Origin of the sequence: Streptomyces sp. NPDC048191 (assembly GCF_040652655.1) — a bacterium.
GTDB lineage: Bacteria > Actinomycetota > Actinomycetes > Streptomycetales > Streptomycetaceae > Streptomyces.
The window spans coordinates 15238-39165 of record NZ_JBEZMO010000040.1 but is presented as its reverse complement, the minus strand read 5'-3'; the positions used below and the strand labels follow the sequence as shown (position 1 = coordinate 39165).

At 70.6% G+C, this 23928-nt stretch carries 25 protein-coding genes; 14 read left to right on the top strand and 11 right to left on the bottom strand.

Features of this window, described 5'->3' with window-relative positions; all coding sequences use genetic code 11:
• Positions 1 to 5: 5 nt before the first annotated feature.
• The 6 genes from AB0D93_RS37615 (at position 6) to AB0D93_RS37590 (ending at position 3723) form a co-directional block, all read left to right on the top strand.
• Positions 6 to 803: a type III pantothenate kinase gene (locus tag AB0D93_RS37615; RefSeq protein WP_055708030.1), complete on the top strand. Its 798-nt coding sequence runs from the start codon at positions 6 to 8 to the stop codon at positions 801 to 803.
• A gap of 197 nt (positions 804 to 1000) precedes the next feature.
• Entirely contained in the window at positions 1001 to 1651 is a 651-nt protein-coding gene (locus AB0D93_RS37610; protein ID WP_362129932.1) for a hypothetical protein, read from the top strand.
• Between the two features lie 178 nt (positions 1652 to 1829).
• Complete coding sequence (locus tag AB0D93_RS37605) at positions 1830 to 2006, top strand: hypothetical protein (protein WP_362129897.1); 177 nt, start codon at positions 1830 to 1832, stop codon at positions 2004 to 2006.
• 138 nt (positions 2007 to 2144) lie between these two features.
• Positions 2145 to 2642, top strand: coding sequence for a BlaI/MecI/CopY family transcriptional regulator (locus tag AB0D93_RS37600; RefSeq protein WP_362129894.1), 498 nt, complete (start codon positions 2145 to 2147; stop codon positions 2640 to 2642).
• A 9-nt stretch (positions 2643 to 2651) separates the two neighbouring features.
• Complete coding sequence (locus AB0D93_RS37595; RefSeq protein ID WP_362129892.1) at positions 2652 to 3185, top strand: amino-acid N-acetyltransferase; 534 nt, start codon at positions 2652 to 2654, stop codon at positions 3183 to 3185.
• A 202-nt stretch (positions 3186 to 3387) separates the two neighbouring features.
• Positions 3388 to 3723 carry an Lsr2 family protein gene (locus AB0D93_RS37590; protein ID WP_362129889.1) on the top strand — a complete coding sequence of 112 codons (336 nt, stop codon included), beginning with the start codon at positions 3388 to 3390 and terminating at the stop codon, positions 3721 to 3723.
• Here the strand turns inward: AB0D93_RS37590 and AB0D93_RS37585 are convergent.
• The gene (locus AB0D93_RS37585) at positions 3702 to 4412 is read right to left on the bottom strand and encodes an SCO3374 family protein (protein ID WP_362129886.1); all 711 of its coding nucleotides are present in this window, start codon (positions 4410 to 4412) and stop codon (positions 3702 to 3704) included. The two genes, AB0D93_RS37590 and AB0D93_RS37585, sit on opposite strands and share 22 nt — an antisense overlap.
• 430 nt (positions 4413 to 4842) lie before the next feature.
• Here AB0D93_RS37585 and AB0D93_RS37580 point away from each other — a divergent pair, with 430 nt between their 5' ends.
• On the top strand, positions 4843 to 7368 hold the full coding sequence (locus tag AB0D93_RS37580) for an ATP-dependent Clp protease ATP-binding subunit (RefSeq protein ID WP_362129883.1): 2526 nt from the start codon (positions 4843 to 4845) through the stop codon (positions 7366 to 7368).
• A gap of 78 nt (positions 7369 to 7446) precedes the next feature.
• Here AB0D93_RS37580 and AB0D93_RS37575 read toward each other — a convergent pair whose 3' ends face one another.
• Positions 7447 to 8061 (bottom strand): HAD family acid phosphatase, encoded by a 615-nt coding sequence (locus AB0D93_RS37575; protein WP_362129880.1) that lies wholly within the window; start codon positions 8059 to 8061, stop codon positions 7447 to 7449.
• Between the two features lie 385 nt (positions 8062 to 8446).
• Between AB0D93_RS37575 and AB0D93_RS37570 the strand changes: the two genes are divergently transcribed.
• A complete protein-coding gene (locus AB0D93_RS37570; protein WP_362129878.1) occupies positions 8447 to 8998 on the top strand; it encodes a M23 family metallopeptidase in 552 nt (183 codons plus the stop codon).
• A gap of 1 nt (position 8999) precedes the next feature.
• Here AB0D93_RS37570 and AB0D93_RS37565 read toward each other — a convergent pair whose 3' ends face one another.
• A complete protein-coding gene (locus tag AB0D93_RS37565) occupies positions 9000 to 9599 on the bottom strand; it encodes a TetR/AcrR family transcriptional regulator (protein ID WP_362129875.1) in 600 nt (199 codons plus the stop codon).
• A 125-nt stretch (positions 9600 to 9724) separates the two neighbouring features.
• On the opposite strand from AB0D93_RS37565, the gene AB0D93_RS37560 reads away from it, so the two are divergent.
• From AB0D93_RS37560 to AB0D93_RS37550, 3 genes are all read left to right on the top strand, one after another.
• Complete coding sequence (locus AB0D93_RS37560; RefSeq protein WP_362129872.1) at positions 9725 to 11299, top strand: MDR family MFS transporter; 1575 nt, start codon at positions 9725 to 9727, stop codon at positions 11297 to 11299.
• A 114-nt stretch (positions 11300 to 11413) separates the two neighbouring features.
• A complete protein-coding gene (locus tag AB0D93_RS37555; RefSeq protein WP_362129869.1) occupies positions 11414 to 11920 on the top strand; it encodes a helix-turn-helix transcriptional regulator in 507 nt (168 codons plus the stop codon).
• The gene (locus AB0D93_RS37550) at positions 11917 to 12366 is read left to right on the top strand and encodes a VOC family protein (RefSeq protein ID WP_362129866.1); all 450 of its coding nucleotides are present in this window, start codon (positions 11917 to 11919) and stop codon (positions 12364 to 12366) included. The genes AB0D93_RS37555 and AB0D93_RS37550 overlap by 4 nt, the downstream gene beginning before the upstream one ends.
• Positions 12367 to 12390: 24 nt before the next feature.
• Here the strand turns inward: AB0D93_RS37550 and AB0D93_RS37545 are convergent, their stop codons facing one another.
• Positions 12391 to 13143, bottom strand: coding sequence for an SDR family oxidoreductase (locus tag AB0D93_RS37545; protein WP_362129863.1), 753 nt, complete (start codon positions 13141 to 13143; stop codon positions 12391 to 12393).
• 133 nt (positions 13144 to 13276) lie between these two features.
• Between AB0D93_RS37545 and AB0D93_RS37540 the strand changes: the two genes are divergently transcribed.
• Positions 13277 to 13858, top strand: coding sequence for a TetR/AcrR family transcriptional regulator (locus AB0D93_RS37540; RefSeq protein ID WP_362129860.1), 582 nt, complete (start codon positions 13277 to 13279; stop codon positions 13856 to 13858).
• Positions 13859 to 13875: 17 nt separating this feature from the next.
• Here the strand turns inward: AB0D93_RS37540 and cseC are convergent, their stop codons facing one another.
• From cseC to AB0D93_RS37515, 5 genes are all read right to left on the bottom strand, one after another.
• Positions 13876 to 15228, bottom strand: coding sequence for a two-component system sensor histidine kinase CseC (cseC, locus tag AB0D93_RS37535; protein ID WP_362129857.1), 1353 nt, complete (start codon positions 15226 to 15228; stop codon positions 13876 to 13878).
• A gap of 10 nt (positions 15229 to 15238) precedes the next feature.
• Positions 15239 to 15943 (bottom strand): two-component system response regulator CseB, encoded by a 705-nt coding sequence (gene cseB / locus AB0D93_RS37530; RefSeq protein WP_362129853.1) that lies wholly within the window; start codon positions 15941 to 15943, stop codon positions 15239 to 15241.
• Between the two features lie 39 nt (positions 15944 to 15982).
• Entirely contained in the window at positions 15983 to 16579 is a 597-nt protein-coding gene (locus AB0D93_RS37525) for a hypothetical protein (RefSeq protein ID WP_362129850.1), read from the bottom strand.
• Positions 16580 to 16620: 41 nt separating this feature from the next.
• Positions 16621 to 17160 (bottom strand): SigE family RNA polymerase sigma factor, encoded by a 540-nt coding sequence (locus AB0D93_RS37520; RefSeq protein WP_055703482.1) that lies wholly within the window; start codon positions 17158 to 17160, stop codon positions 16621 to 16623.
• A gap of 274 nt (positions 17161 to 17434) precedes the next feature.
• Positions 17435 to 18310, bottom strand: a complete 876-nt coding sequence (locus tag AB0D93_RS37515) for an A/G-specific adenine glycosylase (RefSeq protein ID WP_362129846.1) — start codon at positions 18308 to 18310, stop codon at positions 17435 to 17437.
• Positions 18311 to 18490: 180 nt separating this feature from the next.
• On the opposite strand from AB0D93_RS37515, the gene AB0D93_RS37510 reads away from it, so the two are divergent.
• Positions 18491 to 19300, top strand: coding sequence for a hypothetical protein (locus tag AB0D93_RS37510; protein WP_362129843.1), 810 nt, complete (start codon positions 18491 to 18493; stop codon positions 19298 to 19300).
• A 60-nt stretch (positions 19301 to 19360) separates the two neighbouring features.
• Here the strand turns inward: AB0D93_RS37510 and disA are convergent, their stop codons facing one another.
• Positions 19361 to 20485 (bottom strand): DNA integrity scanning diadenylate cyclase DisA, encoded by a 1125-nt coding sequence (gene disA, locus AB0D93_RS37505; protein WP_362129840.1) that lies wholly within the window; start codon positions 20483 to 20485, stop codon positions 19361 to 19363.
• An 80-nt stretch (positions 20486 to 20565) separates the two neighbouring features.
• The gene (gene radA, locus AB0D93_RS37500) at positions 20566 to 21975 is read right to left on the bottom strand and encodes a DNA repair protein RadA (protein WP_362129837.1); all 1410 of its coding nucleotides are present in this window, start codon (positions 21973 to 21975) and stop codon (positions 20566 to 20568) included.
• 200 nt (positions 21976 to 22175) lie between these two features.
• Here radA and AB0D93_RS37495 point away from each other — a divergent pair, with 200 nt between their 5' ends.
• Entirely contained in the window at positions 22176 to 23927 is a 1752-nt protein-coding gene (locus AB0D93_RS37495) for a hypothetical protein (RefSeq protein ID WP_362129834.1), read from the top strand.
• The last annotated feature ends 1 nt before the right edge of the window (position 23928 follow it).

The following is a 23928-nucleotide window of genomic DNA, read 5'->3' as shown; positions in this document are numbered from 1 at the left end:
CCGCGATGCTGCTCACGATCGACGTCGGCAACACGCACACCGTCCTCGGCCTGTTCGACGGCGAGGACATCGTCGAGCACTGGCGCATCTCCACGGACGCGCGGCGCACGGCGGACGAGCTGGCGGTGCTGCTCCAGGGCCTGATGGGCATGCACCCGCTGCTCGGCGAGGAGCTCGGCGACGGCATCGACGGCATCGCGATCTGCGCGACCGTCCCGTCGGTGCTGCACGAGCTGCGCGAGGTCACCCGGCGCTACTACGGCGACGTTCCCGCCGTCCTGGTCGAGCCGGGCGTGAAGACGGGCGTGCCGATCCTCACCGACAACCCCAAGGAGGTCGGCGCGGACCGGATCATCAACGCGGTCGCGGCCGTCGAGCTGTACGGCGGCCCGGCGATCGTCGTCGACTTCGGTACGGCGACCACGTTCGACGCGGTCTCCGCGCGCGGGGAGTACGTCGGCGGTGTCATCGCGCCGGGTATCGAGATCTCCGTGGAAGCGCTCGGCGTGAAGGGCGCGCAGCTGCGCAAGATCGAGGTGGCCCGGCCGCGCAGCGTGATCGGCAAGAACACGGTCGAAGCCATGCAGTCCGGCATCGTGTACGGCTTCGCCGGGCAGGTCGACGGGGTCGTGAGCCGGATGGCGCGGGAGCTCGCCGACGATCCGGACGACGTACGGGTGATCGCCACGGGCGGGCTCGCGCCGATGGTGCTGGGGGAGTCCTCGGTGATCGACGAGCACCAGCCGTGGCTGACGCTGATCGGCCTGCGCCTGGTGTACGAGCGGAACGTGTCGCGTCTGTGAGGTGACCTGCGCCCGTGCGGGGTGCCGGTCCTCCCGCCCCCGCACACGCGCGGGGGGGCGCCCGGGGTGCCGGGTCCGTGGCCCCGGTCGGGGGAAACCGGGAGCGACACGCGGCGAAACAACAGTCCGATCCATCACTTTTGTCCGATTAGCGGTAGCGTCGCCGCATGCCCACGCCATACGGATCCCGCGGCGGCATGGCGTTCGGCGTGGAGGAGCTGCGTGTGCTCCGCCGCGCCCTCGCCCTCGCCCTTCAGCCCGGCCAAGCCTCCGCCGAGGACGTCAAGGACTGCCTCTGGCTCGCCGAGTCGCTCGACGAGGCGATGCGCGAGGGGGCGAGACTGCGCGCCTTCCTGGTGGCCGACCTCGGCCGGTACCGGGCCGCGCTGCCGGGTACCGCCGCCGGCTACCTCGGCCTGCTGGAGGAGGCGCTGGGGGCCGGGCACCGGCCGACGCCGGACGATCTCGCCGCGCTGCGGGCGCTGCGCGGCAACCCCGCGGCGGCCGCGCTGCTGGACCGCTGCCAGGCGCTGGCCGAGCAGGACGTACGGGCCCGGTTCGCGCAGGGTGCGCGCAGGGTGCCCGCGCCCGCCGTACCGCCCGCACGCACGCGCCTCCTGGCCCTTCCGGGCGGCGTGACGGAGTCCGGGGCCCGGCAGGCCGACGAGTCGCGGAAACCCGCGGAGAAGCCCGCCCCGAAGCCCGCGCCCAAGCCCGTCGAACGGCCCGCCACGCAGCCGCCGGCCGCGCCGAAACGGCCCATCCCGACGCCGGGTGAGGTCTTCCCGCGCCGCAAGCCGACGCCCTCAGCGGACCCGGCCGAGCCCCGCGAACTGGCCGCCGGCTGAGCAACCCACGGCCTCCGGCCGGAACGGCCGTCCCACCCGCACCACCCGCGCGGGCGGGACGGCCGTCCGTCCCTGCCGCGGTGCAGGCGGGAATGGTGCGGTGCAGGTGGGAAGGGTGACTCGTGGGGTTCGTGCCCCCCGTACCTTTCGCCCGTTGCGCCGTGGCTACCCTGGTGCCATGGACTACGTCTCCGCGCTCGTGCCCCCGGTCGTCATGGCCGCGTTGTTCATCGGTGTGGTCAGGGTGATCGTGAAGACCCAGGGCGGGGCCGCCAAGGCCAAGGAGGACGCGGCCGTCGACGCCGCCCTCGCGCGCGCGGAGAGCGCGCGTCAGGCCTCCGCCGGCGACGCCTGAGCCGACCCGCCCCCGCTCCCCGTACGGCTCCGCCCTCCCGGTGCGCCTTCGGGCCGTGCGCCCCTTTTGTTCCGTATTCGTGGGCCTGGTGCACGTCCGGCACGCCATTGACGGGATGTCCCACTATTGTTCTGAGTTGTGCCTCGCCCATTGGGAGAACTCGAAGACGCGGTCATGACGCGGGTGTGGAAGTGGAACCGCCCGGTGACCGTTCGAGAAGTCCTGGAAGACCTCCAACAGGAACGCTCGATCGCGTACACCACCGTGATGACCGTTTTGGACAATCTCCATCAGAAGGGCTGGGTCCGGCGCGAGGCGGAAGGGCGGGCCTATCGATATGAGGCCGTCTCGACCCGGGCCGCGTACGCCGCCGCCCTCATGAACGACGCCTGGTCGCAGAGCGACAACCCGGCCGCCGCTCTCGTCGCCTTCTTCGGGATGATGAGCGAGGAACAGCGCCAGGCCCTCCGGGACGCCGTACGCATCGTCCAGGGACCGGAAACCCTGGCAGCCCCCGAACCGCGGGAACAGGAAGCCGCGCGAGAGGAAGCCCCCCGGGAAGCTCCGCAACAGCAGGCGTCCGGAGCCCGGGAAGAGGAGAACCCCGGCTCCGCAGAGGACGCGGACGGGCGATAGCGTCCGCTCATGTCAGCAGAGCGCCCCGAAGTCTCCGCAAAAGCCATCACGGTCCGGCGTGCCCGCACCAGCGATGTCCCGGCGGTACGCCACCTCCTCGACGCCTACGTCCGTGGCCGCATCCTGCTCGACAAAGCCACGGTCACGCTTTACGAGGACATCCAGGAGTTCTGGGTCGCGGAACGCGACGACAACGCCGAGGTGGTCGGCTGCGGTGCGCTGCACGTCATGTGGGAGGACCTCGCGGAAGTCCGCACTCTCGCCGTGAAGCCCGGCCTCAAGGGCGCCGGCGTCGGCCATCAGTTGCTGGAGAAGTTGCTGCAGACGGCGCGCTGGCTCGGCGTTCGCCGGGTTTTCTGCCTGACCTTCGAAGTGGACTTCTTCGGGAAGCACGGCTTCGTGGAGATCGGGGAGACGCCGGTCGACACCGATGTGTACGCGGAGCTGTTGCGTTCCTATGACGAGGGCGTCGCAGAGTTCCTCGGTCTCGAACGAGTGAAACCGAACACCTTGGGCAACAGCCGGATGCTTCTGCATCTGTGATCGTCATTGCCCAGGTGCCCTATGTCCGAAACGCGCATGTTTCCGGGCGGAGGCGGTCCGTCGGTGCTCTCCCAGGGGTTTGTGTTTTTCCGGCAAAAGCGGTTTGCTTTCCGACGTACTGCAGTACTGCATATAACAGGGGCGGCGAAACGGCGGACGCCGCACACCCCTGGTCCTCACGTTATCGATGAAAGGAAATCCGGTGGCACAGAAGGTTCAGGTCCTTCTTGTCGACGACCTCGACGGCGGCGAGGCGGACGAGACCGTGACGTTCGCGCTGGACGGCAAGACGTACGAGATCGATCTCACGACTACCAATGCGGACAAGCTGCGGGCGCTTCTCGAGCCCTATGTGAAGGGCGGCCGTCGTACCGGAGGCCGTGCTTCGGGCGGACGCGGAAAGGCGCGTGCCGCTTCCGGTGGCAACCAGGACACCGCGGCGATCCGCGCCTGGGCGAAGGAGAACGGTTACGAGGTCAACGACCGCGGCCGTGTTCCGGGGAACATCCGCGAGGCTTACGAGAAGGCCAACGGCTGATCCCGTCGGCAGACGGTCGGCAGCCCGGCGCCCAGGCGCCGCAGCCGGACCCGGTGACACCGCGCTGCCACCGTGTCCAGGACCCTCACGAGATCGGGGGCGTTCCCCCCGCGCCCCATGGTCGGCAGAGCCGGCAGCGAGGCCTCGACCTCGCCTCCAGCCCCAGGGGGCCGCAGCCACACGGCGGCCCCCTGCACGGACGACCCGGCCCGGGCCGGCATGACGCCCGCCGGCGGGACCGGCGCCTGAATCGCGTCGCCCGCGCCGCGTACCCGTAGATCGAGGGTCACGGCGCTCCACTCCAGCCAGTCCAGCAGCCCCGGCAGCTCCTCCGCGCTGCCCGCGGCCACCAGCAGCTTCATCCGGTCGCCCCGACGGGCCACCGGAGAGCCCGGCGCGAGATGCCGGAGCGCCTCCGCGCCCGCCTCGGCCGGCACGTCCAGGACGTCGAACCGCACCCCGGTGAGAAGCCGCAGCGGCCGTCCGGGCACTGTCGCCCAGCCCAGATCGTTCTCGTACCAGTGCCGGGCCCGGGCGTCCGGGTCGGCCGGGAGATCACGAGCAGCCGTCCCATCCGCTACGTCCGGTACGTGCCGTACATCTGGTACATGCCGTACATCCGGTACGTCCGGGTCCGGGGATCGACGGGGAAGGGGCACCGTGGAGGTGGTGGGGACCGGGCCAACCATGCCAAGTGCAACCCCCGAAGCGACCGGCAAGTTACGCTGGGTGGCCCGTCAATTGCGCTACGTCCCGAAAGAGGGGGCGCGTGGGGGCGCGGGGAGGCGCAAGGTTGTTCGCCCATAGCGGAGGGAACCGGCGCGCGCGGCATGGAGTGTCAGTCCCTGCGGGTAAGACATGCCTAGTGGGAGGGGGCGACACGCAGTACGGGCCGTCTCACGTTCGCCATGGGCGTACTGGCGATGGGGGTAACTGTCTGGCCTGCGGGAACATCGTCTCGCACCATCGGGTTGGAGCAGATGTCGGCGTTCGGGGTCAGGAGGCCAAGGACGGTGTCGGCAGTTGGAATGAGCGGTCCCCGCTTGCGGGACTAAGCTGCGGAAGGACAGGGAGGGGAAGTTCCCCCCACTGCCTGACCGCTCTGAGGAGCGATTAACGATGTTCGAGAGGTTCACCGACCGCGCGCGGCGGGTTGTCGTCCTGGCTCAGGAAGAAGCCCGGATGCTCAACCACAACTACATCGGCACCGAGCACATCCTCCTGGGTCTCATCCACGAGGGTGAAGGTGTCGCCGCTAAGGCCCTGGAGAGCCTCGGCATTTCGCTTGAGGCGGTCCGCCAGCAGGTGGAGGAGATCATCGGCCAGGGCCAGCAGGCCCCGTCCGGACACATCCCCTTCACTCCCCGTGCCAAGAAGGTCCTGGAGCTGTCGCTCCGCGAGGCTCTTCAGCTGGGCCACAACTACATCGGCACGGAGCACATCCTGCTCGGCCTGATCCGTGAGGGCGAGGGCGTCGCCGCCCAGGTCCTGGTCAAGCTGGGCGCAGACCTCAACCGGGTCCGGCAGCAGGTCATCCAGCTGCTCTCCGGTTACCAGGGCAAGGAGACGGCCGCCGCCGGCGGTCCGGCCGAGGGCACCCCCTCGACCTCTCTCGTCCTGGACCAGTTCGGCCGGAACCTCACCCAGGCCGCTCGTGAGTCCAAGCTCGACCCGGTCATCGGGCGCGAGAAGGAGATCGAGCGGGTCATGCAGGTGCTGTCCCGCCGTACCAAGAACAACCCGGTGCTGATCGGTGAGCCCGGCGTCGGCAAGACCGCCGTCGTCGAGGGCCTCGCCCAGGCCATCGTCAAGGGCGAGGTGCCCGAGACCCTCAAGGACAAGCACCTCTACACCCTGGACCTCGGCGCCCTGGTCGCCGGTTCCCGCTACCGCGGTGACTTCGAGGAGCGCCTGAAGAAGGTGCTCAAGGAGATCCGCACCCGCGGCGACATCATCCTGTTCATCGACGAGCTGCACACGCTGGTCGGTGCGGGTGCCGCCGAGGGCGCCATCGACGCGGCCTCGATCCTGAAGCCGATGCTGGCCCGCGGTGAGCTGCAGACCATCGGTGCGACCACCCTGGACGAGTACCGCAAGCACCTGGAGAAGGACGCGGCCCTGGAGCGCCGCTTCCAGCCCATCCAGGTCGCCGAGCCGTCCCTGCCGCACACGATCGAGATCCTCAAGGGCCTGCGCGACCGGTACGAGGCGCACCACCGCGTCTCCATCACCGACGAGGCGCTGGTCCAGGCGGCCACCCTGGCCGACCGCTACATCTCCGACCGCTTCCTGCCGGACAAGGCGATCGACCTGATCGACGAGGCCGGTTCCCGGATGCGCATCCGCCGGATGACCGCTCCGCCGGACCTGCGCGAGTTCGACGAGAAGATCGCCGCCGTCCGCCGGGACAAGGAGTCCGCGATCGACTCGCAGGACTTCGAGAAGGCCGCTTCCCTGCGGGACAAGGAGAAGCAGCTGCTGGCCGCCAAGGCCAAGCGGGAGAAGGAGTGGAAGGCCGGCGACATGGACGTCGTCGCCGAGGTCGACGGCGAGCTGATCGCCGAGGTCCTCGCCACGGCGACGGGCATCCCGGTCTTCAAGCTGACCGAGGAGGAGTCGAGCCGCCTGCTGCGCATGGAGGACGAGCTCCACAAGCGGGTCATCGGCCAGAACGACGCCGTCAAGGCGCTGTCGAAGGCGATCCGTCGTACGCGTGCGGGGCTCAAGGACCCGAAGCGTCCGGGTGGTTCGTTCATCTTCGCCGGCCCGTCCGGTGTCGGTAAGACCGAACTGTCCAAGGCGCTCGCCGAGTTCCTCTTCGGTGACGAGGACGCGCTGATCTCCCTCGACATGTCGGAGTTCAGCGAGAAGCACACGGTCTCGCGTCTCTTCGGTTCCCCGCCCGGATACGTGGGGTACGAAGAGGGCGGCCAGCTGACCGAGAAGGTCCGCCGCAAGCCGTTCTCCGTCGTCCTCTTCGACGAGGTCGAGAAGGCCCACCCGGACATCTTCAACTCGCTGCTGCAGATCCTGGAGGACGGTCGGCTGACCGACTCCCAGGGCCGGGTCGTGGACTTCAAGAACACGGTCATCATCATGACGACCAACCTCGGCACCCGGGACATCTCCAAGGGCTTCAACCTCGGCTTCGCCGCCGCGGGTGACACGAAGACCAACTACGAGCGCATGAAGAACAAGGTCTCGGACGAGCTGAAGCAGCACTTCCGGCCCGAGTTCCTCAACCGCGTCGACGACGTGGTGGTCTTCCCGCAGCTGACGCAGTCGGACATCCTGCGGATCGTCGACCTGATGATCAGCAAGGTGGACGAGCGCCTGAAGGACCGGGACATGGGCATCGAGCTCTCCCAGTCCGCCAAGGAGCTGCTGGCCAAGAAGGGTTACGACCCGGTGCTGGGCGCGCGTCCGCTGCGCCGCACGATCCAGCGCGAGGTCGAGGACACGCTGTCGGAGAAGATCCTCTTCGGCGAGCTGCGCCCCGGTCACATCGTGGTCGTGGACACCGAGGGCGAGGGCGAGTCCCAGACCTTCTCCTTCCGCGGTGAGGAGAAGTCGGCACTGCCCGACGTCCCGCCGATCGAGCAGGCCGCGGGTGGGGCTGGTCCCAACCTCAGCAAGGAGGCGTAAGCCTTCGGCCGACGGGCCGAGTCGAAGGGGCCGGTGCTGCAAGCACCGGCCCCTTTCGCGTGCCCGGAAGAACCGGGGCTACGACAACTGGCCGTCGTAGTCCGGCAGTTTGAAGGTCTTCTCGGCGTGACCGCCGGAGAGGTCGGTGGCGCTGTTGCCGATGTTCGCGATGATCGTGTAGCCCTTGTTCTCGATGTCGACGCGCTGGGCGGTCTTGTAGACGGCGACATCCTTGAAGAGGTCGAACAGGCCGCGGACGTAGAGCCCGGAGACGTCGTAGCCGTCGTGTTCGAGGTTGTACTCGGTGGGCAGGTAGATGATGCCCGGGCGGGCTGTGACGAAGAACAGCGAGACGCCGTGCTCCTGGGCGTACTTCGCGACGTTCAGGACGGGCTTGTTGGCCGGCTGCGGGTAGCTGAAGCCGAAGTCGGTCTCCAGCGTGGTGTTGTCGATGTCGAAGACGATCGCCTGCTTCTCGCCCGGCCCGGCCTCGGCGATCCGCTCCTTCAGATACGGCAGGGCCTGGTCCATCACGGTCTGGCAGTCCTTCTGCCAGGTGCTGTAGTCGACCTTGGCGGAGCTGCTCGTGGGCGCCGTGTCGTCCGCGGCCCGGGCCGGCGCGGCCATGGCGGCCAGGGCGGCCACGGAGACGGCGGTTGCGGAGATGCGGTGCACCCAGGGGCGACTGGTCATCGGTGGGGGGTCCTCTCACGTCCGTACGCGTGCCGGAAATGGCAGGTGCATGATCTGTGGTGAGGGTGGCGCGAGGGGAACCGTAGGGTTACTGGACGGTAGGTGTCTAGGGGTGTGCGTCCCATTTCCGTGATCGCCGACCCGGATTCCCGGTGATATGCCGCACAGGCGATATGTCCCTTACTAGCCCCGATAGGGGGATTGGCTCACTGAGTAAAGCGGGTAAAGGCCACGCAAAGCAGCTCCAATAACGCACCAACTACTACTGAACGCCGTAGAGGGGGGCGTTTGGGGATGGATGGGGTGCTCGGCTACCAAGGGATGGCCGCTCGGCTGAACGTCCGTTCGCCGGGGGCCGTTCCGTCCCCGAGTCCACGAGGTCCAGATGTTCCAGCGCGTCACGTCCCGTTCTCCCCGCACGTCCTCGCTCCGCACCCGCGTGGCCGTCCTGGCTGCCGGAGCCGGCGCCACGGCCGCACTGGGGACCGGGGTCGCGAGCGCCGCCGCGCCCTCGGCCGCTTCCTGGGTCCACCCGGTGAAGAGCTACGAGCTGTCCGCGAGCTTCATGCAGGCCGGCGGTCACTGGGTCGCCAGGCACAGCGGCCAGGACTTCGCCGTGCCGACCGGCACCGAGGTCGTCGCCGCGCACGGCGGCACCGTCGTCAAGGCCGGTGCCGACGGAGCCGGTGACGGGCCCGCGTACGGCAACGCCGTCGTCATATCCCACGGCGACGGGACCTACTCGCAGTACGCGCACCTCTCCCGGATCGACGTGAAGGCCGGTCAGATCGTCAAGACCGGCCAGCGTGTGGCCCGGTCCGGCTCCAGCGGCAACTCCACCGGACCGCACCTGCACTTCGAGATCCGCAAGAACCCGGACCACGGCTCGGCCGTCGACCCGGTCGCCTTCCTGCGCGGCAAGGGCGTCACCGTCTGAGCTACAGCTCGCCGCAGGCGTGCTCGTGCGCCTGCCTGACCAGGCCGAGGGCGACCTCCAGAACGGCCTCCCGCTTCTTCTCCGGGTCGCCTTCCAGGTCCTGCATCACGAACATCCCGGCGTGCAGCGTGAACATCGCGCTGACCGAGCGCACCTGGTCGACGAGGTCGGCCCGCGGGTCGATGAGGATGTCCCTGAGGCCGCGCATCCGGTCCTTGAAGGTGTCGCCGATGCGCAGTTCGCGGACCGTCGCCTGGTTCTCCTGCATGAAGCGGAACAGCGGTTCGGCGCCGGACAGGGCCTCGCTGTAGCGCCGTACGAGCTCCTGCTTGGTGGCCAGCGTGGGCGGCTGACTGCGGCCCCACTCGATCAGGTCCTGGATCGGCTTCGTCAGGTCGTCGAAGACGCTGACGATGATCTCTTCCTTCGTCTTGAAGTGGTAGTACAGGGCCGCCTTGGTGACGTCGAGACGCTCGGCGATCTCGCGCAGAGAGGTCTTCTCGTAGCCCTGCTCCGCGAAGAGTTCGAGCGCGACGTCCTGGATGCGCTGGCGGGTGTTGCCGCGGCGCTGCTGCTTGGTGCCGTCCATGGTGACGCCCATCCTCGTACTCCTCGCGCTCCCGCGGAAACTTACTTGACGCCCGGCTAGTAACAGGTCTACTTTCCCCAGTGTAGTGAACTAGCCGGGCGGCAAGTAAGTAGCTGTCGCAGGGGGAGTGGGAAGAGATGGCGGACGCGGTGGAGAGCGTGACGGAGAGTAAACAACCCAAGAGCGTGCGCGTGGTCCTGCTCGCGCTCATGATCGCGATGATGCTCGCGATGCTCGACAACATGATCGTGGGCACGGCGATGCCGACGATCGTGGGCGAACTGGGTGGCCTGGAGCACCTGTCCTGGGTGGTCACCGGCTACACCCTGGCCACCGCGGCCTCCACTCCGATCTGGGGCAAGCTCGGTGACATGTACGGGCGCAAGGGCTCGTTCCTCACCTCGATCGTGATCTTCCTGATCGGCTCGGCGCTCAGCGGCATGGCCCAGAACATGGGCGAGCTCATCGGCTTCCGCGCCGTGCAGGGTCTCGGCGCCGGCGGTCTGATGGTCGGCGTCATGGCGATCATCGGTGACCTGATCCCGCCGCGGGAGCGCGGCAAGTACACCGGCATGATGGCCGGCGTCATGGCGCTGGCGATGATCGGCGGTCCGCTGGTCGGCGGCACCATCACCGACAACTGGGGCTGGCGCTGGTCCTTCTACATCAACCTGCCGCTGGGTGCCGTGGCCCTGGCGCTGGTCAGCGCCGTGCTGCACCTGCCGAAGAAGCGGGCGAAGGCGCGTATCGACTACTGGGGTGTCCTGCTGCTGACCGTCGGCATCACCTCGATCGTGCTGGTCACCACCTGGGGCGGCACCGAGTACGCCTGGACCTCCGCGCGGATCATGGAGCTGATCGGCATCGGCGTGGCCGCGCTGGTCGGGTTCGTGTTCTGGCAGACCAGGGCCGCCGAGCCGGTGGTCCCGCTGCACATGTTCCGGAGCCGCAACTTCACTCTGATGTCCCTCATCGGCTTCATCACCGGCTTCGTGATGTTCGGCGCCACGCTCTACCTGCCGCTGTACCAGCAGTCCGTGCAGGGCGCCTCGGCGACCAACTCCGGTCTGCTGCTCCTGCCCATGCTCGGCGCGATGCTCGTGACCTCGATGGTCGCGGGCCGGGTCACCACCAACAGCGGCCGCTACAAGATCTTCCCGATCGTCGGCGGCGCGCTGATGATCGTCGGGCTGTACCTGCTGTCGCTGATGGACACGGGCACCACCCGGTTCACCTCGGGTCTCTACATGGCGGTGCTGGGCCTCGGCATGGGCTGCCTGATGCAGATCACCATGCTGGTGGCGCAGAACAGCGTCGAGATGAAGGACATGGGTGTGGCCTCCTCGTCCACCACCCTGTTCCGGACGCTCGGTTCCTCCTTCGGCGTGGCCATCATGGGCGCCCTGTTCAACGACCGGGTCAAGCACGTCATGGCCGAGCGGGGCGGCTCGCTGGCCAAGGGCGTCACCGAGAAGTCCGCACAACTGGACGCGAAGCACCTCAAGATGCTGCCGGCCCCGATCCGGGACGCGTACCAGTACGCCGTCTCCGCCGGTGTCCACTCCGCGTTCCTGCTGGGTGCGGCGATCTCGGTGGTCGTGCTGATCGCCGCCCTGTTCGTGAAGGAGGTCCCGCTGAAGAGCGGGCAGCCGAAGCCTTCGGCCGAGGCCGGCGAGGACGCGCCTCCGGTGCAGGTGATCGAGGCCGTCTGAGCCTTGCCTGAACGGAAGACCCCGGTTGGTGTCCGCCCCGGGGTCTTCTCCTTTGTCCGGCCGCGTCCGCGCTGGTCGGCGCCGTTGTCAGTGCCTCGTGTCACCATCGGGCGCATGGACAGACTCCACCGCATGCGTCTGGCCAAGGACGCCATGGACCGGGACTGGGCGGACCCCGGTCTCGATCTGGACGCGGTGGCCGCGTGTGCCGGGTATTCGCGGTATCACTTCCTGCGCGCCTTCAAGGACGCCTACGGCGAGACGCCGGGCCAGTACCTGACCCACCGGCGGATCGAGCGGGCCGAGGAGATGCTGCGCTCCGCCAACCTCACCGTGACCGAGATCTGCACACTCGTCGGCTTCAGCAGCCTCGGCACGTTCTCCGCCCGCTTCAAGGCCCGTACCGGCCTCACCCCGAGCCAGTACCGCGCGAAGCACGTGGGCCGCGACGCCTCGCTGATCCCCGGCTGTTACGCCATGCTCTGGGCCGGCGGATTCAGCACCGCAAGATCGGAGAAGCGCTCTGGGACCGGCCCTGCCTACGGTGGCGAAGAGGCGTCCGCCGCGGCGGACAGCGCCTCCAGAGTCGCCGGCACCGCCGACAGGAGAGCAGAAGCATGATCAAGGGGCTTGCCATCACCACCGTCTGGGTCCTCGACCAGGACCGGGCCAAGGAGTTCTACACCGAGAAGCTGGGCCTCGAGGTCCGGACGGACATGACCATGGGCGAGGGCGGCGCGCGCTGGCTCACCGTCGGCGCCCCCGACCAGCCGGACGTCGAGCTGACACTGATGGTGCCGGGGCCGCCGGCGATGGATCCCGAGTCCGCCGAGATGATGAGGAAGCTCGTCGTGAAGGGTGCGCTCGGAGCCGGTGTCCTGGTGACCGACGACATCCACGGTGACTACGAGAAGCTCAAGGAGCGCGGGGTGGAGTTTCTCCAGGAACCGAAGGAGCGGCCGTACGGCACGGAGGCCCTGTTCCGGGACGACTCCGGGAACTGGTTCTCGTTCACCCAGCGCCGTGCGGACGGCGGCCTGGACCTGGAGCAGGAGTGGGCCCGCTGAGCGCCTGACGGCTCAGGACGCTCGTCAGCGCCCCGTCGCCAGCGTCGCCCCACCCGTCGCCTCCAGCACCACGCCCGTCACGAAACCGTTGGCCGCGAGCATGTGGATCGCGCGGGCGATGTCCTCCGGGCGCCCGACGCGGCCGACCGGAGTGATCGCGGCGAAGCCGTCGAAGAGGGACCGGCGCTGCTCGGCCGGCACGCCGTCCCACCAGGGGGTGTCGACGACGCCGGGGGGGACCGCGTTGATCCGGAGCGGCGCCAGCTCCACCGCGAGGGGCGGGACCATCGCCTCCAGGGCGCCGTTGATCGCGGCGAGGCCCGCGGTGCCCGGCAGCGCGGCGCGGGCGGAGGCGGCGGTCACCAGCGTCACCGAGCCGTCGCGGCGCAGGGCCGGCAGAGCGGCCTGGAGCACCTGCACGTGCGGCCAGAACTTGCCGTCGAAGCCAGCCGCCAGCTCGGCCAGGTCCAGCTGGGCGAAGGCACCGCCGCCCTTGCTGCCGCTGAGCGTGACGACCAGGTGGTCGACGGGCCCCGAGCCGGCGAAGAAGGCGTCCACCGCGGCGCGGTCCGCCCCGTCCAGCCGGTACGTCGAGACCTTGCCGCCGATGCGGTCCGCCGCGGCGTCGAGGCGGTCCTGGCTCCGGCCCGTGACGACCACCTCCGCGCCGTCCGCCGCGAAGGCCGCGGCCGCCGCCTCGCCGATGCCGGAACTGCCGCCCATGACGACGACCCGCTGTCCGGCGAGCGGGTGCACAGGGCTGTTCGGAGTGCTCATGAGTGGCTCTCTCCCGAGGAATCACCGGGCCCCGACCCTTTGCCGAGAACGTCGGTCTCGTTAAAGTCTTACCGAGACCGCCAGTCTCGTCAAGGGAGGGCCGGAAACCGCCGCGCTCGGGGAGGATGGGCCTGTGCACGACAGCAACGAACCCCGCCCGCACACCGGCCGCCGCCGCAACGAGGCCGCGCGCCGGGCGATCCTGGACGCCGCGCTGGAGCTGCTCGCCGACGCCGACGGCGCCCCGGTGAGTGTGGAGACCATCGCGCGCGCGGCCGGGGTCGGAAAACAGACCCTCTACCGCTGGTGGCCCTCCAAGGGCGCCGTCCTGCTGGAGGCGCTCACCGACCGCGCCGCCCAGGACGTGCCCGCGCCGGACACCGGGAGCCTGCGCGACGACCTGCGCGCCCTGGCGCTCGCCACCTTCGAGGCCTCCCAGCGCCCGCCGTCCGCACCGGCCCTGCGCACCCTCGTCCGGGAGGCGGCCCGGGACGCGCATCTGGCCGAGCTCATGCGGGAGTTCACGCAGTCCCGCAGGGCCGCGGTGCGAGTGGTGCTCGAACGGGGACGGGAGCGGGGGGAACTGGACGCCGGCCGGGACCTCGACCTGCTGGTCGACCAGTTCTACGGGTTCTTCTGGTACCGGTTCCTGCTGGGGCACGCGCCGTTGGACGCGGCCACGGCCGAACGGCTCACCGAGTCACTGCTGGGCTGAGCCCCGCCGCCGCAGGCTCAGGCCGCTCCCCCCGACGGCAGGGTCGGATAGGTGCCCGTGCTCGTCGGTGCGTGCTCCGGCAGCCACAGCACCGCCACCGCGCCCTCCGCCGGGATCCCGGCGGGGGTTCCCGCGGGCCGTACGTTGCGGAACGTCAGGCGGGCGCCCAGGACCCGGGCCTGGCCCGCCGCGATGGTCAGACCCAGCCCGTGGCCCGTACCGGCGCGGTCCTTGCTGCCGGTGCGGAAGCGGCTCGGGCCCTCGGCGAGGAGTTCCTCGGGGAAGCCGGGGCCGTGGTCGCGGACCCGGATGACCCGGCCCTCGACGGTCACCTCGATCGGCGGCCGGCCGTGCCGGCCGGCGTTGGCGAGCAGGTTGAACAGCACCCGCTCCAGACGGCGCGGGTCGGTGGTGACCTCCGACTCGTGCACCACCCGTACCTCGATCTCGGGGTCCTTGGCGGCCACGCGCCGGGTGACGAACTCGCCGAGCATGATGTCCTGCAGCTCGGCCCGCTCGGAGGCGCCGTCGAGGCGGGCCACCTCCAGGACGTCCTCGACGAGCGTGCGCATCGCCTTGGCCCGGTCCAGCACGAGTTCGGTCGGGCGGCCCGGGGGGAGCAGTTCCGCTGCGGTGAGCAGGCCGGTCACGGGGGTGCGCAACTCGTGCGCGATGTCGGCGGTGACCCGCCGCTCGGCCTCCAGACGCTGTTGCAGCGCGTCGGCCATGGCGTCCACCGCGCGGGCCAGATCGTCGGTCTCGTCCCGGACGACCCCGCCGATGGCCTCCCGCACCCGGACGTCGGTCTCGCCCCTGGCGACCTGGTTCGCCGCGGCCGCCGCCTTGCGCAGCCGTCGGGACAGCTGGCCGCCGATCAGCACGCCGAGCGCGCTGCCGCCGAAGACGACCGCGACGGAACCGATGACCAGCGCCTGGTCCAGGTCCTTCATCACGTCGGTGGAGCGGTCCGGCATATGGCTGTGCAGGGACAGCACATGCCGGTCCTTGGTCGGCACGGCCGACCAGATGTCCGGCACTCCGCCGCGGTCGATGACGTCACTGGCCTTGCGGCCGTTCTCGACCTTCTGGCGCAGGGGGAGCGGCAGTTCGGGGTCGTCGAGCTTGATGTTGGGAAAGTTCGGGCGCCGGTTCAGGTCGTAGTTGCGCTGGGCGATCTGGACGCGCTGGTTGGCCAGGTCGCGTGCGTTGTCGAGCATCGAGACCCGGGCCGCGTTGTGCACGACGAGGCTCAGTGCGATCGCCACCAGGCCGGCCACCAGCGCGATCGCTGCGCTGAGCTTCCATCTGAGCCCGGTGTGCAGGCCCGCGCGCTCCATGCGCCGGACCGGGTATCGAAGGATCCCCCGCATACCGCCCCGCTCAGGCCTTCAGCTTGTAGCCGAAGCCGCGGACCGTCTCGATCCGGTCCTGGCCGATCTTCTGGCGCAGCCGCTGCACATGCACGTCGACGACCCGGGTGTCCCCGCCCCAGCCGTAGTCCCAGACACGCTCCAGCAGCTTGTCGCGCGAGAGCACGGTGCCCGGCGCGGAGGAGAACTCCAGTAGCAACCGCATCTCGGTCGGGGTGAGCGCCACCGGCTGCCCGGCCCGGCGCACCTCCATGCCCTCGGTGTCGACCTCCAGGTCCCCGAAGGTGAGCACGCCACCGGTCACCGGGTCCTCGGCGGCCTCGCCCCGGTCGCCGCCGCCCGCGTGCCCGAAGCGGCGCAGCACGGCCCGGATCCGGGCGACCAGCACGGCTCCGTCGAACGGCTTGGTCACGTAGTCGTCCGCACCCGCCTCCAGGCCGAGGACGACGTCGATGGAGTCGGCGCGTGCCGACAGCATGATCACCGGCACGGTCGACTCGTCCCGGATGCGACGGCACAGGCTGACACCGTCCAGACCCGGGACCATGACGTCCAGCAGGGCGATGTCGGGGCGGTTCGCCCGGAACGCCTCCAGGCCGGACAGGCCGTCGGGCATGGCGGTGACCGCGAAGCCGTCCCGTTCCAGGGCGAGCTGGGTGGCCTCGCGGATGACGTCGTCGTCCTCGACGAACAGGACGTGGGTCTGGTCTGCCATCCCGGTGCTCTCAGTCCTCGTGAATGTGCGTGTGGGGGGTCAGTTGTCGGCGGCCGTCGCGTCGCCGCCGACCTTGCTGTAGTAGTTGTCGTGGCTGTTCACCTGGGTGAACCGGCCCGCCTTCCAGCTGTACGTGATCACGGTCTCCCGGGACGGGTTCGACACCGTGTCGTCCGTGTCGTACACCTGCTTGGTCACGGTCAGGTCGGTGCCGTCGATCTCCCCGTAGACCGGCGCGTCCTCGGCCCCGAACACATTCTTGTACGTGTCTCCGGCCTCCCGGTACACGTATGTGGCGATGCCCACCAGGTCGCCGCAGGTCACCACGTTGACGAGGACGTCGTTGACCGATCCGTGGGTCAGGTCGCCGTAGGAGACGTCGACCGGGTAGTCGTTGTCGCCGTTGCACGGCTTCAGTCCCCGCTTGATCGTCGTCGAGACCGCCGGGTCGTTCTTGAGCAGCGATATCGCGTTCACCCGTTTGTAGCCACGGGAGGGGCTGGGCGTGGGCGAGGCGATGGCTCCCGACATCGCCGACGCGTGTGCCGGGCCCTCGTCCCGGGTTCCCGTGCCCCCCGTGCCGCACGCGGCGACGAAAAGGGCGACGGCGGCGAACACGGCCCCCACCGTGATCACCGCCTGTGTAGTGCCTCGGACCCCCTCGGGCCCGGCCCCGGTCAGGCCGCGCAACGCTCCCGCTCCTCACGCTCCAGCGCGCGTGCGTCCAGATCGCGGGCCTCCAGCTCCTCGCGGAGCCGGGCGAGCGCCCGGTGCAGCGTGCTCTTGACCGTACCGGCCGACATGCCGAGGGCGGCGGCCGTCTCCTCCGTGGACATCTGCTCCCAGTGTCGCAGTACTACAACACTGCGCTGCTTCGGTGCGAGCACTTTCATGACGTCCATCAGCAGGGCCCGGTCGGCGTGCTGCTCGGTGGAGTCCTCCACGGACGCGTCCGGCAGCTGCTCGGTCGGGACCTCCTCCAGCTTGCGCGCCCGCCACCACTCCGTACGGGTGTTGATCATGACGCGGCGCAGATAGGCGTCGGCGAGCCGCTTGTCGGCGATGCCCTCCCAGCGGCCGTACGTGCGCACCAGCGCCGTCTGCAGCAGGTCCTGGGCGTCGACCGGGTCCGGAACCAGCCGACGGGCGCTGCGCAGCAGCGCGTCCTGCCGGGTGCGAACGTACTCCTCGAATTCGAGCACCTCGCCCTGCGCCATGATCAACCGCCTCCGTTCCCCGTTTACTCCGGCTCAACTGCCTGAAGTCCCGCGTTCCCCGTGTCCGGTGGTCCGCCGGGCACGGAAAAGAAGCTACGGAGTGGTTGTCACGGCGTTGTCCGAACCAGCCTGCGGCTAGCAATCGGCTATCCGTCGGTTGTGTAACGGCCGTAGGAACGGGGTAAGCAGGCGGACCGTTATGTCCCCTTCTGTAGGCCTTTGTCGGGCTGATGGGTCTGTAACAGAGCCGCCGGAGCTGTGACTTGGTTGTCCGTCAGCTGAGCGGCAGCCGATACAGACCGCCCGGCAACGGCTCGACCAGACCGTCCGTGACGAGCCCGTCGAGTGCGCGGGCGCGCTGCACCGGCTCGTGCCACACCCGGTCCAACACGGCCTGCGGCACCGGCGCGTGCGCCTCCCGCAGGACCGCCAGCAGCTTGCCGCGCACCTGCCGGTCCGTACCGGCATACGTCTGTCCCCGGCGCGGCGGCCCGACGTGCTCCGGCTTGCCGGCCAGCCGCCAGGCGCACTGCGCGGCGATCGGACACCGTGCGCAGCCCTCGTTCTTCGCCGTGCACACCAGTGCGCCCAGCTCCATGGAGGCCGCCGCCCAGCGCGCGGCGGTCTTCTCGTCCTCCGGCAGCAGTTCGCGCGCCAGGCGCCGCTCGGCGGCCGTGGTCGCGTTCGGCGGGTACTGCACTCCGGTCACCGCACGCGCGAAGACCCGGCGCACGTTCGTGTCCAGCACCGGATGCCGCTGCCCGTACGCGAACGAGGCCACCGCGGCGGCCGTGTACTCCCCGATCCCGGGCAGCGCCAGCAGCTGCGCGTGGTCCGTCGGTACGTCCCCGCCGTGCCGTTCCGTTATGGCGACCGCCGCCCCGTGCAGTCTGAGGGCCCGGCGCGGATAGCCGAGCCGTCCCCAGGCCCGCACCGCCTCGCCCGGGGCCTCCTTCGCCAGGTCGGCGGGGCGCGGCCAGCGGGCCAGCCACTCCTCGTACACGGGTAGCACCCGGTTGACCGGGGTCTGCTGGAGCATGAACTCGCTGACCATCACCCCCCACGGGCCCGCCTCCGGGCGGCGCCAGGGGAGGTCGCGGGCGTGGATGTCGAACCAGGCGATCACGGGGGTGTGCAGCTTCTCAGTCATGGCGTTCCGATCCTGCCACGGACCGGCACCCGGGGCCGGTGACGGCACGGTCACCGAGGGTGCCGAAGGAGGAAGAACCGCAGGGGTTGCGGCAGTTACCGGAATGATGATCCGGAAAAGTTGGTGTGCGCGCGGCGGGTGGGGCCAGCAAGCACGGCGATCTCTCGTACAGTTTGCGCCGTGGGATCTCTGCGCAATCCGGTCGGGCCGCTTCCCTCCTCCATCTACTGGCGAAGGAGGGTGGTCCTGCTGTCCGCGGTCGTCGTTTCGGCGCTGCTGATCACGTGGGTCGTCACCTCCGGAGGCGGGGGCGGCAAGAAGGACTCCGGCGCGTCCAACGGCAAGAATCCCGCATCCACCATCACTCCGGGGCCGACCTCGTCCGGGCCCGCGATCAGCCAACACCCGGGCGGACGCGGCGATTCCGGCGGCGACTCCAGCGGGAGCGGTTCCGGCTCCGGGGGCGGCGGTTCGGACACCGGCTCCGCCGGCTCCTCCGGGTCCGGTGGCGGCTCGGCCGGCGGCGCGGGGTCGGGCGCCGGCGGCGGTGTCGGTACGGGCGACACGCTCCCGGCCTCCTCGTCGCTGCCCAACTGCACCGCCCCCGCAGTGACGTTGAGCCTGCGCAGCCTGCACAACTCCTACTCGCCGGACCAGACGCCGACCTTCGAACTCACCGCCAGGAACGGCTCGTCCACCGACTGCAAGATCGATCTCGGCCCGAAGATCGCGGTGTTGACCATCACGTCGGCGGACGGGGGCAACGCGTTCTGGTCGTCGGCCGATTGCCCCCCGGGCGCGGGGAGCCTGCTGTTCCGGGTGCCGGCGGGGCAGAGCATCACCTACACCGTGAAGTGGGACCGCAAGCCGAGTGCCGCGCACTGCGCGACGCCCTCCGCGGGTTCGGCGAAGACGGGCACCTACCTGCTGGAGGCCAAGGCGCCGGGATTCGGGAAGGCGCAGGCGTCCTTCGTGCTGTCGGCCGACTGAGAAGCGCGCCGCGACTCGCTCACCCGAAGGGCGCGGAGGAACCGCGCACACGACCCCGACTCAGACGTACCGCTCCAGGATGGACGACTCGGCCAGACGCGACAGGCCTTCCCGCACGCTCCTCGCCCGGGCCTCGCCCACGCCGTCCACCGTCTGCAGGTCGTCCACGCTGGCGGCGAGCAGCTTCTGCAGGCCGCCGAAGTGCTCCACCAGCCGGTCGATGATCGCGCCCGGAAGCCGCGGAACCTTCGCCAGCAGCCTGAAGCCCCGCGGGGACACCGCGGAGTCGAGGGTCTCGGGCGACCCGGTGTAGCCCAGCGCACGCGCCACCGTGCCGAGTTCGAGGAGCTCCGCGTGGGTCAGCGCGTCCAGCTCGGACAGCGCCTCCTCGACCGTGCGGGAGCGCTTGGCGGTCGGCTCGGGGACGTAGTCCCGGACGACCAGCTCGCGGTCGGGCTCCACCCCGGCGATCAACTCCTCCAGCTGGAGCGCGAGAAGACGCCCGTCCGTGCCCAGTTCGACCACGTATTCGGCGATTTCGGTGGCGATGCGCCGGACCATCTCGAGGCGCTGCGCGACGGCGGACACGTCCCGCACCGTCACCAGGTCCTCGATCTCCAGCGCCGACAGCGTGCCGGCCACCTCGTCCAGACGCAGCTTGTAGCGCTCCAGCGTGGCCAGCGCCTGGTTCGCGCGGGAGAGGATCGCCGCCGAGTCCTCCAGGACGCGGCGCTGACCGTCCACGTAGAGGGCGATCAGGCGCATCGACTGGGAGACGGAGACCACGGGGAAGCCGACCTGCTTGCTGACCCGGTCCGCCGTACGGTGCCGCGTGCCCGTCTCCTCCGTCGGGATCGTCGGGTCCGGCACCAGCTGGACGCCCGCGCGCAGGATCTTCGACAGGTCCGACGACAGGACGATGCCGCCGTCCAGCTTGCACAGCTCCCGCAGCCGGGTCGCGGTGAACTCCACGTCGAGGACGAACCCGCCCGTGCACATCGCCTCGACCGTCTTGTCGGAGCCGAGGACGATCAGCCCGCCGGTGTTGCCGCGCAGAACGCGCTCGAGGCCGTCGCGCAGGGCCGTACCGGGAGCCACGGCGCTCAGCGAGGCGCGCATCAGGCCATCGGAACCGGCACTCCCACCGATTTTTCCGGGGCCCGCTGCCCGGTCGTTGGCTGCCACTGCACTCCTCCGGTCGCAGGTTCTGACGCGCTCCCGTACCCGCACTCTCTTCGTACGGACGGGCGAGACCTGGGCAAAGTCTACCGGCGCTCCTCCGCCTCCCGTGGGGCCTCTCGGCGACGGGAGCGCGGCAGCACCCGCAGCGCGTCCCCCATGTCGGCGACTTCCAGGACCTTCATGCCGGACGGCACCTTGCCCGGATCGGTCGGCACGAGCGCGTGCGTGAAGCCCAGCCGGTGCGCCTCGGTGAGCCTGCGCTGCACGCCCGTGACCCGTCTGACCTCGCCCGCGAGGCCCACCTCGCCGATCGCGACCAGGTTCTTCGGCAGCGGGGTGTCGCTGGCGGCGGAGGCGAGCGCGAGGGCGATCGCCAGGTCGGCGGCCGGCTCCGACAGCTTCACGCCGCCCACCGTCGCGGAGTAGATGTCCCGCTTGCCGAGCGCGCTGATCCGGCCGCGCTGCTCCAGGACCGCCAGCATCATCGACACGCGCGAGGTCTCCAGGCCCGAGGTCGTACGCCGCGGGGAGGGGATCTGGGAGTCGACGGTCAGCGCCTGCACCTCGGCCACCAGTGGGCGGCGGCCCTCCAGGGTGACGGTCAGGCAGGTGCCGGGGACCGGTTCGTCCCGGCGCGTCAGGAAAAGTCCGCTCGGGTCGGCGAGGCCGGTGATGCCCTCGTCGTGCAGCTCGAAGCAGCCGACCTCGTCCGTGGCGCCGTAGCGGTTCTTCACGCCGCGGACCAGGCGCAGGCGCGCGTGCCGGTCGCCCTCGAAGTGCAGGACGACGTCCACCAGGTGTTCGAGCAGGCGGGGACCCGCGATCGCCCCGTCCTTCGTGACGTGGCCCACCAGGAGCGTGGACATGCCGCGCTCCTTGGACGCCCGGATGAGGGCACCCGCCACCTCCCTGACCTGGGCCATGCCGCCGGGCGCGCCCTCGATCTCCGGGGAGGCGACCGTCTGCACCGAGTCGAGGATCAAGAGGGAGGGCTTGACCTCGTCCAAGTGGCCGAGGACGGAGGACAGATCGGTCTCGGCGGCCAGGTACAGCTCCTCGTGCAGAGCGCCGATGCGGTCCGCGCGCAGCCGCACCTGGCTCGCCGACTCCTCGCCGGTGACATAGAGGGTGCGGTGCTCGGAGCTCGCCGACTTGGCGGCCACGTCCAGCAGCAGCGTGGACTTGCCCACGCCGGGCTCGCCCGCGAGCAGCACGACCGCGCCGGGCACCAGACCGCCGCCGAGCACCCGGTCCAGCTCGGGCACGCCGGTCGAGCGCGCGGTGGCCTGCCGGCCGTCGACCTGGCCGATGGGCAGCGCGGACGTCGTGACACGGCCCGGTGTCGTCGTGCGGACCGCGGGCGCGCCGTACTCCTCGACCGTGCCCCAGGCCTGGCACTCGGGGCAGCGGCCGAGCCACTTGGCCGTCTGCCAGCCGCACTCGGTGCAGCGGTAGGACGGGCGGTCCTTGGTGGTCTTGGTACGGGCAGCCATGCGGAAACCGTAGCCCGCGGCACTGACAACGGGTCCCCGGGTCGCGAGTGGGTGAGCCCGAACCGGCCATCACCCATCGGGATCGGGCCACGGAACAAAGGGTTCCTGTCCCCTTATGAGGGATCGTTTCACCCGTACGGATTAAAAGAGCTCAAGGTGCGAGAACAGGCACTCCAGGGCCGCCTACGGTCGCACGGGTGATGAGCAGTAGTCCGGAGACCACCACCCGCACCACCGACGCGCACGGGGCCCGCCGCGAGGCGCGCGAAGCACGAGAGGCGCGGGAGGGGCGCGAAGCACGAGAGGCCCGGGAGGCGCGCGATCGCGCCGCCGCGCGCACCCTCGCCCAGCGGACACCGGCGCGCTACGAACCGTACCTGGACGGACTGTTCACCTACTGTCTGTCGGTGCTGTGCGACCACGACGCGGCCACCGCCGCCCTCGGCGACGTCCTCGCCCTGGCCGAGCGGCGCGGACACCGCGCCCCGGAGGCCGCCGCGGACCGCAGGGCCTGGCTGTACGCCCTGGCCCGCTGGGCATGCCTGCGCAAGCTGGCCGAGGCCAAGCAGAAACGTCAGGCCACCCACGCGGCGGGCCGTTCGAGCGCCGGGAAAGCGGCCCGGAGCCGGGTGCCCGATCCACCGGTCGCCCCGGAGGCCCAGGAACACCGGCGCCGCGAACTGGCCCTGCTCGCCTGGCCGGAGGCGGCCGGCACGACCCCGGAGCAGCGCGAGGCCCTGGAGCTCGCCGTCCGCCACCACCTGGCCGCGCACGAGGTCGCCGCCGTCCTCGGCATGGAACCCGCCGCCGCGCGCGAGCTGCTCGCCACGGCCGCCTGCGAGGTCGAGCGCACCCGCGCCGCCCTGGCCGTCGTCGAGACCGGCGGCTGTCCGAGCGTGGCCCATCTCACGGGGGACAGCGGGCTGGTCCTCAGTACGGCCCTGCGCCGCGAACTGGTGCGGCACGTCGACGACTGCCCGCGCTGCCGCCGCACCGCCGAGAGCGCCGTCCCCGGCCGCTGGCCCGGCGCCACCGTCACCCCGGCCGAGCTGCCGGTCCTCGAAGCACCCCGGGCCGCCCTGCACATGGCCCTGGCGCACCACTCACGCGCGCGGGGCACGGCCGTACCCCGTTTCGACCGGCGCGGCTTCCCGATGGACCCCAAGGACCGCGCGGCCCGCCGCGACCGGCTGCGCGCGCGTGCGGTGACGACGACGGTCGTCGCCACGGTGGTGGCCGCCCCCGTCCTGGCCCTGTGGGCCGCCTACCGGGGCGCCCCGGCGGGGGAGGGGGAGGGCCCCTCCGCCACCGCGCACGAGGCACAGGGCCCCGACACCCTCGGCAGCGACTCGGACGGCGGCTACGAGAACGCCGGCAACGCGCGTGTGAAGCCCGGCGCCCGCCCCGGCAAGGACGGCAAGGCGGACGTCTCCGTGGAGGTCGTCAGCGTCCCCGGGGTGGGCAGGAAGGTTTCCGGACGGCTCGACGTCAGCGCCGGGAACGACGGCGACACCACACTCATCACCCTCACCGCCTCCGGCTCCTCCCCGGTGCGCTGGTCCGCCTCCGTCCCGGCACCCTGGCTCTACCTAAGCCGGTCCTCGGGAACTCTCGCGCCCGGCGACACGTTCACGATCAAGGTGTACGTCGACCACCTCCGCGAGCCCTCCGGCCACTGGCACGCACAGATGGGGATCTCCCCGGCTGGCGCGGTGGTCACCATCGACGGCTACGGCACGGCCCCGACGCACCGCCCCACACCCCCGCCGACGTCCCCCGACCCGACGTCGCCCACCCCACCCCCGAGCGACCCGCCCTCCACCCCGCCGTCGACGCCTCCGGCCGGCCAGAGCCCGACCCCGACGGACCCGACCCCACCGGACGACACCCCCACGCCGACACCGACGCCGACGCAGTCCGACAGTGACACCCCCAGCCCTTCGGGCAGCTAGG